Source organism: Planctomycetaceae bacterium, assembly GCA_039680605.1.
Classification (GTDB): Bacteria; Planctomycetota; Phycisphaerae; order SM23-33; family SM23-33; genus JAJFUU01.
Window position 1 is genome coordinate 22,920 of the sequence record JBDKTA010000003.1, and the last position, 15,530, is coordinate 38,449.

The 15,530-nt window shown below is 64.0% G+C and carries 8 protein-coding genes; 7 read left to right on the plus strand and 1 reads right to left on the minus strand.

Translation table 11 applies throughout. The annotated features are described in order from the left end of the window. Nucleotide 1 precedes the first annotated feature (1 nt). The 5 genes from ABFD92_00270 to ABFD92_00290 all read left to right on the plus strand — a co-directional run bounded on the left by ABFD92_00270 (nt 2) and on the right by ABFD92_00290 (nt 8,306). A complete protein-coding gene (locus ABFD92_00270; protein ID MEN6502946.1) occupies nt 2-1,927 on the plus strand; it encodes an ABC transporter permease in 1,926 nt (641 codons plus the stop codon). Between the two features lie 15 nt (nt 1,928-1,942). Then, nucleotides 1,943-4,003 carry a hypothetical protein gene (locus ABFD92_00275; GenBank protein MEN6502947.1) on the plus strand — a complete coding sequence of 687 codons (2,061 nt, stop codon included), beginning with the start codon at nt 1,943-1,945 and terminating at the stop codon, nt 4,001-4,003. 322 nt (nt 4,004-4,325) lie between these two features. Continuing rightward, a complete protein-coding gene (locus ABFD92_00280) occupies nt 4,326-5,894 on the plus strand; it encodes an alpha-glucosidase/alpha-galactosidase (GenBank protein ID MEN6502948.1) in 1,569 nt (522 codons plus the stop codon). A 139-nt stretch (nt 5,895-6,033) separates the two neighbouring features. Further along, nucleotides 6,034-7,071 (plus strand): hypothetical protein, encoded by a 1,038-nt coding sequence (locus ABFD92_00285; GenBank protein MEN6502949.1) that lies wholly within the window; start codon nt 6,034-6,036, stop codon nt 7,069-7,071. 131 nt (nt 7,072-7,202) lie between these two features. Continuing rightward, on the plus strand, nt 7,203-8,306 hold the full coding sequence (locus tag ABFD92_00290) for a hypothetical protein (protein MEN6502950.1): 1,104 nt from the start codon (nt 7,203-7,205) through the stop codon (nt 8,304-8,306). Nucleotides 8,307-8,898: 592 nt separating this feature from the next. Here ABFD92_00290 and ABFD92_00295 read toward each other — a convergent pair. Beyond that, nucleotides 8,899-9,045 carry a hypothetical protein gene (locus tag ABFD92_00295; protein ID MEN6502951.1) on the minus strand — a complete coding sequence of 49 codons (147 nt, stop codon included), beginning with the start codon at nt 9,043-9,045 and terminating at the stop codon, nt 8,899-8,901. Nucleotides 9,046-9,140: 95 nt separating this feature from the next. Here ABFD92_00295 and ABFD92_00300 point away from each other — a divergent pair, with 95 nt between their 5' ends. Continuing rightward, nucleotides 9,141-11,114: a right-handed parallel beta-helix repeat-containing protein gene (locus tag ABFD92_00300; GenBank protein ID MEN6502952.1), complete on the plus strand. Its 1,974-nt coding sequence runs from the start codon at nt 9,141-9,143 to the stop codon at nt 11,112-11,114. Between the two features lie 101 nt (nt 11,115-11,215). Then, nucleotides 11,216-15,406, plus strand: a complete 4,191-nt coding sequence (locus ABFD92_00305) for a PQQ-binding-like beta-propeller repeat protein (GenBank protein MEN6502953.1) — start codon at nt 11,216-11,218, stop codon at nt 15,404-15,406. The last annotated feature ends 124 nt before the right edge of the window (nt 15,407-15,530 follow it).

The window sequence follows — 15,530 nt, forward strand, 5'->3', positions numbered from 1 at the left end:
GATGGAGTCGCCTTCACTGCAATACGCCAGCCGCCCGGCGCCCACGCCCGCCTCGGTGCGGTCGTCCATATTCTTTATCTGCGCCGCGGCGCTGTTGGCGATCGGGGCGCTGGATATTCTCGCTTCCCGGGGCCTCATGGGCGCCATCGGTCTGTCGCTGCTGCACGTGACGTGGGTGCGCGTGGGCGTCTACGCGATCGAGTCGCTGGCGGCCGCGGGGGCGCTGGCGGCGGCGGTGGCTTCGCCCACGGTCCGAACGATGACCATGGCCACGCTCAAGCAGGCGCTGCGGATGAAGATGACGGCCCTGACGGCGTGCATGCTGCTGGTGTCGGTGGGGGCGATGTTTCACATTCGCGGCGACGGCACGGCTGGGGGGCGCATCTATACGTTCCTGTCGTACTCGACGTCGCTGACGGCGTTCATCACCTCGCTGATGACGTTGTTCCTGGGCGCCACCATCATGTCCCAGGACATGGACCGCAAGCTGATCTTCACGCTGGCCACCAAGCCCGTCGCACGGTGGGAATACCTGCTGGGGCGATGGATGGGCCTGATCCTGCTCAACGTCATGCTCGTTGCCCCGACGGGCCTGGCCATCTGGGGCCTGGCGCAGTACCTCCGCCAGCAGGCCCAGACCGGCTCCTATGCCGACCGCAAAGCCGTCGAGACCGAAGTCTTCGCCGCACGACGGGCGGTCAAGGCCGATCCGCTTCCGGCGGCCGCGGCCGCCGACGCCGTCATCAGGGACATGAAAGAAAAACGTCCCGACGTCTACGAGAAGGAAATCGCCGCCTACATGGGCGCTGGAACATCCGACCAGTCCGTCGATCGCGCCGACGCCGAGCGGATGCAGCGCGACAAGATCATCGCTCTGGAAGCCGACCGCCTCCAGCGCGTCGCGCCCGGAACGTTTAACGAAGTCTCCTTCAGCAGCATCAACGCCACGGGGCGGCAGATCGAGGCCGCCGCCACCGTCCGCCAGGTGCAGCCGCTGACGATCGCCCCAGCCCGCCCCGGTCAGCCCCCCGACAGCGGAAAGCTCGTGCGGTTGACCATCGCCCCGGCCGTCGTCGGGCATCTCCGCCTCGGCGCGCCGCTGAAGATCGACGCCATCGCCGGCGAGATGTATCGCGCGGGCAACGATTTTGTCGACGTGTTCGTGACCGATGAAGACGCCGTGCTGGCCGGCGCCGGCCTGTTCGCCCCCGGCAAAGAGGTCACCCTCACCCTCGTGCCGACGGTGCAGCTGCGCTACCAGATCAAGAAGATCGTCAACGACTCGCTCCAGGACGAGCAGGTCTTCGGTCAATGGATCATGGTCAACCCCAAGACCTTCGTCGGCGACGGGATGCGCCGCCCGCGGCAGTTGCCCATGTATTCCACCCAGACGCTGACCGTCTCGGCCAACGTCGTCAGCGACGAAGGCAAGGTGTTGGCCCGATTCGCCAACGCCGCTCCCCGCCCGCTGGTGATCAGCCACAGCGACCTCGAAGTGCTCTACCCCGCCGGCGGTTTCGACGGCAATTTCGTCCGCGGGCTGACGCTGATCGTCGTGCGGGCGGTGTTCATGGCCGCCCTGGCGCTGATGCTGGGCAGCTTCCTGTCCTTCCCTGTCGCGGCGCTAGCGGGGATGGCCGGGTTCCTGGTGTCCCAGGCCATGCCTTTTCTGGAGAGCTCCACCAACCTGACGTACGCCCGCGACGTGTTTGCGGTCATCGGGCACTACGTGCTGGCCGTGTTGAGCATGATGCTGCCAAACCTGCCGTCGATCTCGCCCGGCGACGCCCTCGCCGAAGGCAAGCTGATCTCGTGGGGCTTCGTCTGGCAGACGCTGGTCTCGACGGGCGCGTTCCGCTCGCTGTTGCTGGTCTGCCTGGGTTGCCTGATCCTGCGGCAGCGGGAACTGGCCCGCGTGCAGGTATGAGGATGGAGACGTAATATGCTCAAGGGGCCTCGCGCAAAACAGGTCGTCGCGCTGCTGGTCGCCGCCGCGGCGGTGGCGGCGGCTATTCCCTTCACCCGCCCGGTGAACCTGGAATACAAGAAGGACGGCCGGGTCAAGGCCCAGCTCAACCTCGAGCCTCTGTGCATCAGCGCCAATCGCGAGGACTCGCCCCAGTTGCGCAGCGTCGTGGCGTCAAACCACCCGGCGGTGGCGATGCTGTTGGCCGTGCCCGGCGGGCTGCGGGCGCCGCTGGTAAATTATCTCTGGATCCGCTCCCAGGAGCTGCACCAGGCGGGCAAGCATTACGACGCGATGCAGTTGGCCGACGTGCTGTGCAAACTTTCGCCGCAGTTTCCGGGGGTCTGGAAGTTCCAGTCCTGGCAGATGGCCTGGAACATCGCCGTCACCTGCGACAACCGCGAGGACCGCTGGCGGTGGGTGTACAACGGCATCAAGCTGCTGCGCGACCAGGGGCTGGAGATCAACCCCACCAGCATCCTGCTCTACAACCAGTTGGCCTGGACGTTCATCGAGAAAGTCCACGGCGACATGGATGAGATGCACTGGGCCTACAAGCAGGCCCTGGCCAAGATGATGCAGGACATCCTGGCCAGCCCGCCCGGGGCGTCGACCGCCGCTGCCATCGAGGCGTTCATTCCCATCGCCAACGCCCCGGTAGACTACAATCCCCGCCGCCGCGCCGACGAGGCCCACAAGTACATCCAGGCCGACCAACTCGCCTTGATCCTCCACGCCCCGGCCGATGAAAAGTCGCCGCTGATGATCTACTACCGGCCCCAGGCGGCAGACTACGCCGCGCGCCTGGCCGCCCTGGGCGTGACGATCGACCGCTCGCTGCTGCAGGCGTACAACGCCTGGTCCATGGACGACGCCGTATCCACGGCGCGCAGCGACTATCAGCCCGTGCCCGCGGATGATCGGACCAAGGCCCTGGCCGACCTGATCAACGACCCCAAGTACGCCGACGCCCGAAAGGCGCTGCTGGCCTTCGTCCGGGCGCAGATCCTCTGGAACGAACAGCGGATGGACAGCCGCTTCATGCTGGAACTCATGATCCGGTTCGACGCCCCCCTCGATTGGCGCATGGCCCCGGCCCACGCGCTGTACTGGAGCCTCTACGGCACCATGGCCAGCGGACACAAGTTCGACAGTTCCATGGACTCTCTGGCCCTGGCCCGCCAGGTGACCTACGGTCTCAAGGACCTCACCTGGTACGGTCGCATGACCTACGAGGAAGACCCCGCCAACCCGAACTGGCCGAAGATCCACCTCTCGGCTGACCACCGCTACATCGCCAAGGCGCAGCGCGAGTACGAGATGCTGATCGAGGCCTGGCTGGCCGGCGAGCGGGCCAAGGGGCTCACCCCGCAGTACAAGGACAACCTCCATCGCGACGGGCATATGAACTACCTGTCCATGGCCATCCAGATTCTCTTCGAGCGCGGGCTCGTCGACCAGGCCCAGCACTATCTCGACTGGGTGCGCACGCACTACCAGCCCTCCGAACCGGAATGGAACGGGACGCTGGAAGACCTCCTCATGGCCAAACTGGTGCAGGATAAGAACATCACTCCCCAGCGCATCATCCAGCAGTTGACCGCGGCGATCCAGTCGGCCCTGGTGTGCCTGGCCTTGGACGAGCGCGCCGGATACAACCGCTATATCGCCTACGCCGGGACGGTCTATCAGCAAGGCCTCAAGCGCCTGCCCCAACGCATCACGCGCGAGTGGGGGCCGATCAAGAACCCCGTCGCCGCCCAGCTCCGGGACCTGCTCATCGACCCCCGCGCCCAGGGGTACGAACTGCCCCTGTCGGCCAGGATCAAGCTCTACGCCGCCATGGCCGACCGCTGGCCCTCCCGCGGCGTCGACGACCCCGGTCCGGTGCTGATGGTCTACGACATCGTGCGGCCGTATCTGCTCCGCCAGTGCCAAGCCGCCGGCGAACCCTTCGACCAGGCCTTCCCGCCGCCGGAGTTCCTGGAAGCCTACCGCGCCAAACGCGGCCAATCCCTGGGCCCAAGGCCAAACTAGGCCTTTCACCGCAGAGATCGCAGAGGTCGCAGAGAGCAACACAGAAGAACATTGAGGTGGCACGTTTATGTTTTCCCCCAAGTCGCCATGATGTCCAGCACACATCCATGGCGACCTGCCTGCCGGCAGGCAGGCCCGCTGAACAACGCGTGTCGCCATGCCACCCATCCATCCATCCATCCATCCATTCCCCTCTCCCCCGTCTTCCTCTGCGACCTCCGCGATCTCCGCGGTGAACCGAATGCGCTTGACACCCCCGGCCGGCGCGATTAGAAGCTTGGATTCTTCCGAAACTTTCAGACCTCTTTTGGAGAACGGTCTCATGGCAATCAAGGTGGCATTCATCGGCGCCGGCAGCGTCGGCTTCACCCGCGGCATCATGCGCGACATCCTGGCGGTGCCCGAGCTGGCCGACACGCAGTTCGGCTTTACCGACATCAACGCCCGCAACCTCGACATGGTCAAGCAGCTCTGCGACAAGGACATCGCCGTCAGCAAGCTGCCGGCCAAAATCGTCGCCACGACGAACCGCCGCAAGGCCCTCGAAGGCGCCGACTACGTCATCAACTGCACGCGCATCGGCGGGCTCGAGGCCTTCAAGCTCGACATCGACATCCCCCTCAAGTACGGCGTCGACCAGTGCGTCGGCGACACGCTAGCGGCCGGCGGCATCATGTACGGGCAGCGGAATATCCCCTGCATCCTGGACTTCTGCCGCGACATCCGCGAGGTGGCCCAGCCCAACGCCCTGTTCCTCAACTACGCCAACCCCAACGCGATGAACACCTGGGCGGCCAACCACCACGGCATGGTGCCGACGATCGGCCTCTGCCACGGCGTCATGGGCGGGCACTGGCAGATCACCGCGGTGATCGAGTTCCTGATCAACAAGGGCCGCAAGCCCGAGTCGAAAGGGTACAAGAAAGTCACGACCAAGGAAGTCGACATCATCTGCGCCGGCATCAATCACCAGACCTGGTACATCCAGGTGATCTACAACGGCGAGGACTGGTGCGACCGCCTGCTGGAAGGCTTCTCGAACCACCCGGCGTTCAAGGACAGCGAGAAGGTCCGCATCGACATGCTCAAGCGGTTCGGCTACTACTCCACCGAGAGCAACGGCCACCTCAGCGAGTACGTGCCGTGGTACCGCAAGCGGATGAAAGACATCAAGAACTGGATCAACCTCAATAGCTGGATCAACGGTGAGACCGGCGGATACCTGCGCGTCTGCACCGAAGGCCGCAACTGGTTCAATACCGACTTCCCGCAGTGGCTCAAGGGCGAGAACCCCATCAAGCCCGAGCATCGCGGGCACGAGCACGGCAGCTATATCATCGAAGGCCTCGAGACCGGCCGCTGCTACCGCGGGCACTTTAACGTCGTCAATGACGGCTGCATCACCAACCTGCCTGACGACGCGATCGTCGAGGTCCCCGGCTACGTCGACCGCAATGGCGTGAACATCCCGCAGGTCGGCGACCTGCCGCTGGGCTGCGCCGCCGTCTGCGACGTGTCGATCAACGTGCAGCGCCTGTCGGTCGAGGCGGCCGTGCATGGCGACGTCGACCTGCTCAAGCAGGCGATGATGATGGACCCGCTGACCGGCGCGGTGCTCGACCCCAACGAGATCTCGCAGATGACCGACGAGTGCCTGATCCGGATGGCCCAGTGGCTGCCCAACTACCGCAAGGCCATCCCGGCGGCGAAGAAGCGCTTCGCCAGCGAGAAGAAGCTCGCCTGGTACAAGGGCCAGGGCGCCGCGCGCATCCGCACCAAGAGCGTGGCCGAGATGAAGAAGAACGCCGAGGCCTCCCGCAAACGCGCCGCCGCCAGCGACAAAGCCGCCGGCGACCGCGCCGCCGCGTTGGCCAAGGCAAAGAAGAAGTGAGAAAAGTGGCGAGTGGTGGGTGGTGAGTGGTGAGAAAGAGAAGAACCTTCAACAGCGAATACTCACCACTCACAACTCACCACTCACCACTCACCACTACTCCCAATGTGGTTAAGCCCTTGTTCCAGGATCACTCATTATGAGCACTGTGCGCGAGAGACTCGAAACCGCCATGGCCGGCGGGACGCCGGACAAGACGCCGCTGGGCATCTACGGCTGGTTCCTGGGCGACACGAACAATCTCAGCGACGATGCCAAGGTGCTCGTTGACGCCGGCTTGGGGCTCATCGTCGGCGGCGGGACTGTCGGCTCCAAGTGCGAAGGCGTTGAGTGGTCCAACGAGCAGAAGAAGGAAGGCAACGACACCTTCTACATCCACAAGCTCAAGACGCCCGTGGGCGAGCTTCGCAAGGCCAGCAAGAACGGCTGGCATTATGAAGACTGGATCAAGCAGCCGGCCGACTACAAGGTCTGGCAGTGGATGGTCGAGCACACCGAGGTCTTCCCCAGCTACGAAGGCTACCTGGCGATGGAAGAGAGGCTCGGCCAGCGCGGCCTGCCCATCGTGGGCGCGGGGCGCACGCCGATCATGGAGATCAACATCGACATCGCCGGCACGGAACGCTTCTGCATGGACATCGCCATGGAAGTGCCCGAGCTGCTCGACTTGTACGAGGCCATGAAGAAGCTCCACCGCAAACGCGCCGAGATCATGGCCGCCGGCCCGGGCAAGATCATCTCCTACGTTGAGAATCTCACCATCGGCATGATCGGCCCCAAGCGATACAGCGACTTCATGGTCAGCATCTACAACGACTGCTTCCCGCTGTATCACGCCGCCGGCAAACTGGCGGCCGTGCATTACGACGGCGAGGTCAACTGCATCCGCAACGAGATCGCCGCGGCGCCCATGGACATCATGGAGTCGCTCACCGAGCCGCCTGAGGGCGACATGATGTACGAAGATTGCCGCCGCCTCTGGCCCAACAAGGCCTTCCTGGGCAACATCAACGTCGGCCTGTATTACAAGACCCGCGACGAGTTGGCCGCGGCCGTGGTCGACAAGAGAAACCGCGCCGGCAAGAATGGCCTGGCGTTCGAAGTCAGCGAAGACATGCCCCGCAACTGGAAGGACTCCATCCCGATCGTGCTCGAAACGCTCGAGCAGATGGACTAGGAAATGGAATGAAGGAATAGTGGAAGGCTGGAATGATGGGTTCTGGCGAGCGTGATGTTCCATTGCGAACCCAGTATTCCATCATTCCAGCATTCCATTCTTCCTGAAGTGCATAGCTAAGGATTGATCAGATGATCCGCGAACTGAAATACAAACCTGATTTCGGAAAGACCGTCGACCGCTTTGAGGCCTGGTGGCACCAGGAGATCATCGATCGGCCACCGATCATGTGCGGCTGTCGCCGCGTGTACGAAGCGCCCCAACCGCCCAAGAAAACCTTCGCCTCCGACAAGGAGCGTTGGTTCGACGTGGAATATCACGTTGATTCCGCCACCGCAGGCCTGGAAGGTCTCGAGTTCTTCGGTGACTCGTACCCGCTTTTCTGGCCGAACATGGGCCCAGAGATCGCGGCCGTGCCTTTCGGCGTTGACGTGCAGTTCGGCGACTGGACGACCTGGTCGATCCCGGTTGTGAAAAAGCCCGAGGACTGGCAGACGATCATCGACAAGCCGCTGGATTTCGAGAACCCCATCTGGAAGGCCATGGAGCGGATGGCCGACTACGCCATTAAGGTTTCCGACGGCAAGTTCGTCGTGGGCATCACCGACCTGCACGGCAACTACGACATTCTCGCGGCGTTGCGCGACCCGCAGCACCTGTGCATGGACTTGATCGACTGCCCGGAGCTGCTGGACAAGGCCTGCGAGAAGGCCGTCGCGTGTTACCTGGAATGTTTCGACCGCTGCTGGGCCCGCAGCAAGGCCGCCGGCTACGGCTCGGCCACCTGGTGCCCGGCGTATCACGAAGGGCGCGGGTATATCCCAAGCTGCGACTTCTGGTGCATGACCTCGCTGGAGATGGGCAAGGAGCGGATCTGGCCGTTCGTCGAGAAAGAAATCAAGGCCCTGTCGCGCAGCCATTTCCACCTGGACGGGCCCAACGCCCTGAAGTTCCTGGACCTGCTGCTGGAATGCCCTGAGCTCAACAGCGTGCAGTGGGTCTACGGCGCCGGCAACGGCCCGGGCAGCAAGTGGATGGACGTCTACCGCCGCATCCACGCGGCCGGCAAGAGCATGGAGCTCTGGGCCGACAGCCCCAAGCAGTGCCTGGAGCTGATCGAAGAGTTTGGCCCGGAGGGCCTGTGGCTGAGCACCGGCGGCTTCGACAGCAAGGAATCCGCCGACGCCTTCCTGAAAGACGCCGAAAAAGTCTCCGCCAAGCACCGCCGCAAGTAAAGGGACGTTTACCGCTTTCATCTGCCTGCCAGAAGCTTGGCTTTGACCGGCCGTCAAATGGTGGGTTACGGTTGGACTTCGCAAGGCCGCGAAAGCGGTAAGCGTCCCAACGCAGATAAAATCTCCGCCAAGTACCGGCGCAAATGACGCGTCAGGGAAAGAACGGGGAGTGCGGGATTAAGGGGATTGAGAGGATTAAGAGGATTAAGAGGGGAGTGTTGGCGGGCCAGCTCTTGTCTGGCGCAGAGCGAAGACGGATGCTCGACGGGTTGTTCGGGTCTGAAAAACCGCGCGGGGCAAGCCCCGCCGCTAACATTGCTCGCCCGCGTCACATTGTGCACGTTAGCGGTCGAACTTGTTCGACGCGGTTGTTTCCCCCAAGAAATGCGCCGCAAAGTTTTAGGCGCCGCATCTTCTTCCAGCGTCTCAACGTTCAAACTTCACCGTTATCTTCGTTCGCAAAAGCCCGCCGACCCGGGCGAATCCCATCCATTCTTTGCCGCGAGAATTTCTTACCCGAATTCTGTAGAGGCTGTCTGAACTCCATCGGCGAAACGTGAAGGGCCCGCCAAAGAAGAACCGATACCTGCAGTCAATAATCTCCAACTTGTGTTGTGCAGCCCAGGCATATAGTGCGGCCCTGCGGATCTTCGTTCTGCGAAAGGTCCTGTGCTCGCCAGCCTGTTCCTTTACCCGAGCCGTCATAGGTAACGATATTCAACTTCAGATCGTTCTTCATGTCCAGCCTGCAGGTACCGGCGGCCTTACGGGCATCACGGTGGGTTGAACCTATATCGTTGTTTCTTCCGAATTGGCCAACCGTGGAGCCCGCAAATGCCAAAAACATTCCTCTTTGCCGTCTTGATCGTCCTATCCGTCTCGTGCCTCTGCGCGACGGCTGCCGAAATCCATGTTGCGCCCGACGGTAATGACGCCAACGACGGTTCCAAGGCCAAGCCGCTGGCCAGCGTCACCGCTGCGCGCGATGCGGTGCGCAAGCTTGTGGCCGCGGGGCTGACCGAAGACGTCAAGGTGCTTATCGCGCCGGGGCGGTATTACTTGCCGCAAGGGCTGGTGCTTGGCCCGCAGGACAGCGGCAGCGAGAAGTTCAGCATCACCTACGCCGGTGTGGGCGAGAAGGCCCCGGTGCTCATTGGTGGGCGCAAGGTCACAGGCTTCAACAATATGCCGGATGCCATCCAGGTCATGCCGCCTCTGCCGCAGGCCGCCGGGAATAACGTCTACAAAGGGTCGCTAGGGGGAGCCACCAAGAGCTTGGTCGCACAGGAAGACGGCGTGCGCCTGACGCTGGCGCGAGAACCCAACACGGGCTATGCCCGCGCTAGTGGCGGACGCGGCACGAGCATCAGCTACGGCGGCGATACGTACAAGATGCTCGCCGGCGGCAAGTTTCCCGACGCTGTGGTGGCTGTCTGGCCGGATTGGGGTTGGGACTGCCGGGTTACGGGCCTGGCCTCGGCCGGAGTGGGGCAAGTCGCGTTGACCAAGGATGTCGGGACGATCAAACGGAACAACCGCTTCTACGTGATGAATGCCGTGCCGTTGCTGGACAGCCCCGGTGAGTGCGTGATGGATACAACCAGCGGGCGCATGTACGTCTGGCCGACGAAGGGCACGGCCGAGGGCAAGCTGTACGAGATCGCCACGGCTGACAATGTCGTGCTGATCAAGGGCGGCAAGGACAAGCCCGTGCGCAACGTGCACTTCGCGAACCTGGACATGATGCTCGCCAACGCAGACGGCGTGTTCATCGCCGACGCTCAGGACTGCTCGATTCGCGGCTGTCTGATTGAGAATACCTGGGAGCGCGGCGTGTGGGTCAAGGGCGTCAACCGCGGCGTTATGATCGCCGATTGCGAGATCCGCAACGTCGGACGCGACTGCGTGGGCCTGACGGGCGAGGGCATGACGGCGACGGAGGTCAGCACGGCCAACGTCGTCGAGAACTGCCACCTGCACCACGGCGGCGTGATTTTCACGCAGGGGGCGGGCGTGCAGATCTATTTCAGCGGGCACAACCGCGTCGAGCACAACCACATTCACGACTTCGCCCGCTACGCGGTGTCGGTCAAGGCGTTCTCGACGCGCAAGACCAAGCGGCGCGACTACGACAAGCTGCACGCGCGAAACAACACCATCGCCTACAACCACATGCACCACGTCTGCCAGGACAGCGACGACTGCGGGGCCATCGAGAGCTGGGGCCCGGGCAAGAGCAACGTGTACGATCACAATCTCATCCACGACAGCGGCGCCGGCGGGCTGCAGTTCGGCATTTATCTCGACGACGCCACCGATGACTCGACCGTCAGCAACAACGTGATCTATGGCGTCAAGGGCGGGCGGTTCTCGGCCGTCATCTGCGCCAAGGGCATCGGCAACCGCATCGTCAATAACGTGCTGGTCAGCGCCGGCGTGCAGGCGGTGCTGCGCAGCAAGGCATCGGTTTCGTCGCACGACCAGGTCATCACGCACAACATCTTTTACATTGATGCCGGCTCGGCCGTCTTCGACCTTTACGACTGGAATTCCAACCGCTTCAAGACCTGCGACAACAACGTGTACTTCAATCCCAAGGGCGGGCTGAGGAACATCGGCAAGGGCCCGGGCTTCGGGGCGGTCAAAGGCGCCAACAGCATCGAGGCAGACCCGCTATTCACCGACGCGGCCGCGCGCGATTACAGTCTCAAGAGCGATTCGCCGGCGCTGAAGATCGGGATCAAATCCATCGACCTGCGCAATGTCGGTTTGACAGAGAAGTTTCCGAAACGGCTCGCACGGCAGTAGAATCACAACATCGGATGGTTGGATGGGTGGATGATTGGATGGATGTGGTTCCCCAATCATGCATCCATCCAACCATCCAATCCTGCTGACGGAGAGGTTCCATGCAGCACTGCCGGATCATAGGCCTGTCTATTCTGCTCTGGGGTGCTTGCGCTTGGGGTGCCGATTGGCCTCAGTGGCGGGGCGACTCGGGGCATCGCGGCGTTGGCGCCGAGCAACTGCCTGCTCAGCTTCATCTGCAATGGACGCGGCAATACAGCCCGCGCGTGCAGACGTGGGACAACGCCCTGACCAACGACCTGATCACTAACGACCAGATCTTCGAGCCGGTCATCGCCGGCGGGCGGATGTTCCTGAGCTTTAACGACTGCGACAAGATCGTCGCCATCGACCTGGCCACGGGCAAGGAAGCCTGGACCTTCTACACCGAAGGCCCCGTGCGCCTCCCGCCTGCCGTCGGCGACGGCAAGGTATACGTTGCAAGCGATGACGGCTGGCTCTACTGCCTCGATGCGGCCACTGGCAAAGAAGAGTGGCGCCACCGCGGCGGCCCGTCTGCCCGCAAGTGCATCGGCAACGGGCGGATGATCTCGCTGTGGCCGGTCCGCGGCGGGCCCGTCGTCCACGACGGCGTTGTCTACTACGCCGCGGGGGTCTGGCCGTTCGTGGGCGTGTTTATCCACGCGCTGGATTCAAAGACGGGCAAGCCCCTCTGGGTCAACGACACCACCGGCTCGATGTACACGCTCCAGGGTCACGCGGCCGCCGCGTTCGCCGGCGTCGCGCCCCAGGGCGGCCTGGCCGTTGCGGGCGACAAGCTGCTCGTTCCCGGCGGGCGGACGCTCCCTGCCGTGCTCGACCGCCGCGACGGAAAGATGCTTTACTACGAGGCCTCGGGCGTGGCCGGCGGGGGCGGGTCGTTCGTGATGGCCGACGCCGCCCGCGCCTGGACGCGCACAAGCAAACGCGGGGTGCGGACCATCAGTCTGGCCGATCAGAAATCCGGACCCGCCTACCACGGCGAGCCTGTCGTCGAGGGCGACACGATCTACATCTACGGCGGCGCCGTCGAAGCCGACAAGCCCGCGCGCCAGGTCGTGCAGGCCATCGGCCCGCGGCCATGGGAAATCGAAGCCGACGCCACGGGCGATCTGATCAAGTCCGGCAGCCGCCTCTATGCGGCAGGCAAGGATAAGATCATCGCCATCGACCTGCCCGCGACGGCGGCTGACAAGCCTCGCATCTCCTGGTCCGCGCCGGTCAGCGGCACGGTGATGCGCCTGCTGGCCGGCGGCGGGCGCCTGGTGGCGGTGACGCTCGAAGGGCAAGTGATGGTATTCGGCGCTGCCGGCGGCGCCGGCGAGGTGATTGCCGTCTCGCCGCGCCCGCTGACGCCCTCGCCGGCGAAGATCGAGGCGGCAAAAGCAATGCTCGCTCGCACCTCGCAGCCGGCGGGCTTCGCACTGGTCTTTGGCATCGACGACATCGAGTTGCTGGCCGCCTTGGCCCAGCAGTCGGCCCTCAAGATTGTGGCCGTCGATCCGGATGAGAGCGTCGTCGCCGCCGCTCGCAAGCGGCTCGACGAGGCCGGTCTGTACGGGCGCATTGCCGTGGCACAGGCCAGGCCCGAGGAGTTCAAGGCTCCGCCGTATGTGGCGTCCTTGATCGTGACAGGCAAGGCTGTCGCCGGCGCCGTCCGCAACCGCGACGGGCAGACGTTCCAGGCGATCTATCAATCGCTGCGGCCATATGGCGGAGCGATGGTGATCGCGCCGCCGGATGGTCCCAACTGGACCTACCGTAGCGGCGCCGCCGTGCCAATCCAAAAGGACCCGCAATGGCTCTACCGCAATGGCCCGCTCAAAGGCAGCGGGGACTGGACCGGTCAGTACGCCGATGCGGGCAACACCGTCATGTCGGCCGATTCGCTGGTGAAGTTGCCGCTGGCGCCGCTGTGGTTCGGCGGGCCTGCCAATGCGCGGATTCTCTCGCGGCACGGTCGCGGTCCGCCCGAGCAGGTCGCCGGCGGGCGCGTGGTGATCGAGGGCGTCGGCGGGCTGACGTGCTACGACGCCTACACCGGCACGATCCTGTGGGATTACGACTTTGGCCCCGACGCCAGAACGGCCTACGCGCTGTACTGGGATGATACCGACGCGACCGAACAGGGCGCCATGATGGGCGCCAACGTGCGCGGGACCAATTACGTCATTACCGACAGCGAAGTGTACGTGGCGCTGGGCAGCGTCTGCCGCGTGCTCGACGCCGCTAGCGGAAAGCTCACGCGCACGATTGAGATGCCCAAGACCGACGACGGTAAGAGCCCCGAGTGGGGGTTCATCGGTCTCTACGACGGACTGCTCATCGGCGGGCAGGGGTTCGCCGATTACTCGGCCCTGCTGGCCCGCGCGGGTGAGAGCAAACCGCTCTGGAACACGTACAACGCCCCGATGGACAAATCCGCCAGCCGCGGCCTGGTCGTCTTTCGCGCCGCTGACGGCAAGGTGCTCTGGAAGACCAGCGCCGCCAGCAGTTTCATCCATAACGCCATCGTGGCCGGCGGCGGGCGGATCTACTGCCTGGACAAGCTGCCGGCCGAAGTGGCCGCGGCGTTGGCGCGTCGCGGCCGCAAGGAGAGCGTCGAGTATCGCATTGCGGCTTTCGACGCCCGCAGCGGCAAGGAACTCTGGCAGGCCAAGGGGGACATCTTCGGCTCGTGGCTGTCGTATTCTGCCGCTCACGACGTGCTGCTGCAGGCGACGGACTTCAACGGCGCGCGTGCGATGGGCGACCGCGGCAACGCGGGCATGGTCGCCTATCGCGGCAAAGACGGCGGCGTGCTGTGGAAGAATCTCGACCGGCGCTACATGGGCCCGGTGATCCTGCGCGGCGAGACGATCCTCACCAACGGGCGGTTCTACGCCAAATCGGCCGGGGCGATCGGCCTGCTCGACGGCACGGAAGTGCAGTTGCCCAACCCGATCAGCGGTCAGAGCGAGCCGTGGCTGATCAGCCGCAGCTACGGCTGCAACTACGCCGTGGGCAGCGAGCACCTGCTGACGTTCCGCTCGGCGTCGGCGGGATATTACGATTTGGCGACGCGCGGCGGCACGGGCAACTTCGGCGGGTTCCGCAGCGGATGCACGGCCAATCTTGTTCCGGCCAACGGCGTGCTCAGCGCCCCGGACTACACGCGCGGCTGCTCGTGCGTGTACCAGAACCAGGCCTCACTGGCGATGGTGCATGCGCCGGATGTGGCGATGGAGCAGTGGACGGCCAACTACGGCGCGCTGAACTACTACGACTTCACGCAGTTCGAGCCGATCCCCCTGCGCGACCAGGTGAATCGCGTCGGGATCAACTTCGGCGCCCCCGGCGACCACGCTGCCGCCGACGGGACGCTCTGGCTCGACTGGCCGGCAGTGGGGGGTTCGTCGTACGACGTGCCGATCAAGCTGACGGCGGCAGACAACCAGAAGCCGCGCACGCACCGCCGCCACGAATCGGCCGTCGCCGGCGAGCTGCCGTTCGTAGCCGCCTCGTGCATCGAGTTTGCCGGCAGCATCGAGGTCGACCTGATGGCCGGCCTGCGCACACGGACGTATCCGGTGACTTTCGACAAGGCCGAGAAATTGCCGCTGGGGTCTGAGGTGATCGCAATGCGATTTGAGGGAATCGATCTGCCTGCCGAGGAGAAGATTATCGGCGCGTACGTGCAGTGTGCTTCCACGCGCGGTGGCACGCCCAAGGACCCGCCGGTCGAACTGACGATCCAGGCCGGCAGCGCCGGTCCTTCAGTGACGTGGACCGTGCCGGCCTGGGTGAGTCCCAACATGGACGGCCTCCTGCAGCGATCGAGCGACTTGACGCCGCTGCTGCAAGACCTGCCTGGCAAGAAGGGCGCGGGGATCATCCTGAACATCAGCGGCAAGGGTTCACGCGAGGTCTGGGGCTCCGCGGCCGAGAAGTCGCTGGCCCCGCGCCTGGTGGTGACGACCCATCGCGTGCTGCCCGCGCCGCCGAAGTACACCGTGCGGTTGATCTTTGCCAAGATTGCGCCCCAGGGCGGCGGGTGCATCTTCGACGTGTCTGTGCAAGGCAAGAAGGTGCTGGAGAGTTTTGACGTCGCCAGGGAATCCGGCGGCGCCTTCCGCAGCATCGTCAAGGAGTTCAAGTCCGTCGAGGTTCGAGACAAGCTGAAGATCGACCTGACGCCGCGGACCGGAACGCCGCTGATCAGCGGCGTAGAGATCATCGAAGAAACGGAGATACCGCCCGGCGCGCAACGTTAGCCCAACTTCCGCAGTTATAGATTTATGCAGATTATTTTCGGTCGATTTGTGCAGGAATGGCGGTGCAATGGCGGCATTCTGCTACCCCAAAAGGGTCTTTTCACTTGTTTTGGATCCGATCAGC

What these genes read in the sequence shown, in the direction of transcription:
- ABFD92_00270 (MEN6502946.1), top strand. Translation starts at nt 2, where the DNA reads ATGGAGTCGCCTTCACTGCAATACGCCAGCCGCCCGGCGCCCACGCCC.
- ABFD92_00275 (MEN6502947.1), top strand. Translation starts at nt 1,943, where the DNA reads ATGCTCAAGGGGCCTCGCGCAAAACAGGTCGTCGCGCTGCTGGTCGCC.
- ABFD92_00280 (MEN6502948.1), top strand. Translation starts at nt 4,326, where the DNA reads ATGGCAATCAAGGTGGCATTCATCGGCGCCGGCAGCGTCGGCTTCACC.
- ABFD92_00285 (MEN6502949.1), top strand. Translation starts at nt 6,034, where the DNA reads ATGAGCACTGTGCGCGAGAGACTCGAAACCGCCATGGCCGGCGGGACG.
- ABFD92_00290 (MEN6502950.1), top strand. Translation starts at nt 7,203, where the DNA reads ATGATCCGCGAACTGAAATACAAACCTGATTTCGGAAAGACCGTCGAC.
- ABFD92_00295 (MEN6502951.1), bottom strand. Translation starts at nt 9,045, where the DNA reads ATGAAGAACGATCTGAAGTTGAATATCGTTACCTATGACGGCTCGGGT.
- ABFD92_00300 (MEN6502952.1), top strand. Translation starts at nt 9,141, where the DNA reads ATGCCAAAAACATTCCTCTTTGCCGTCTTGATCGTCCTATCCGTCTCG.
- ABFD92_00305 (MEN6502953.1), top strand. Translation starts at nt 11,216, where the DNA reads ATGCAGCACTGCCGGATCATAGGCCTGTCTATTCTGCTCTGGGGTGCT.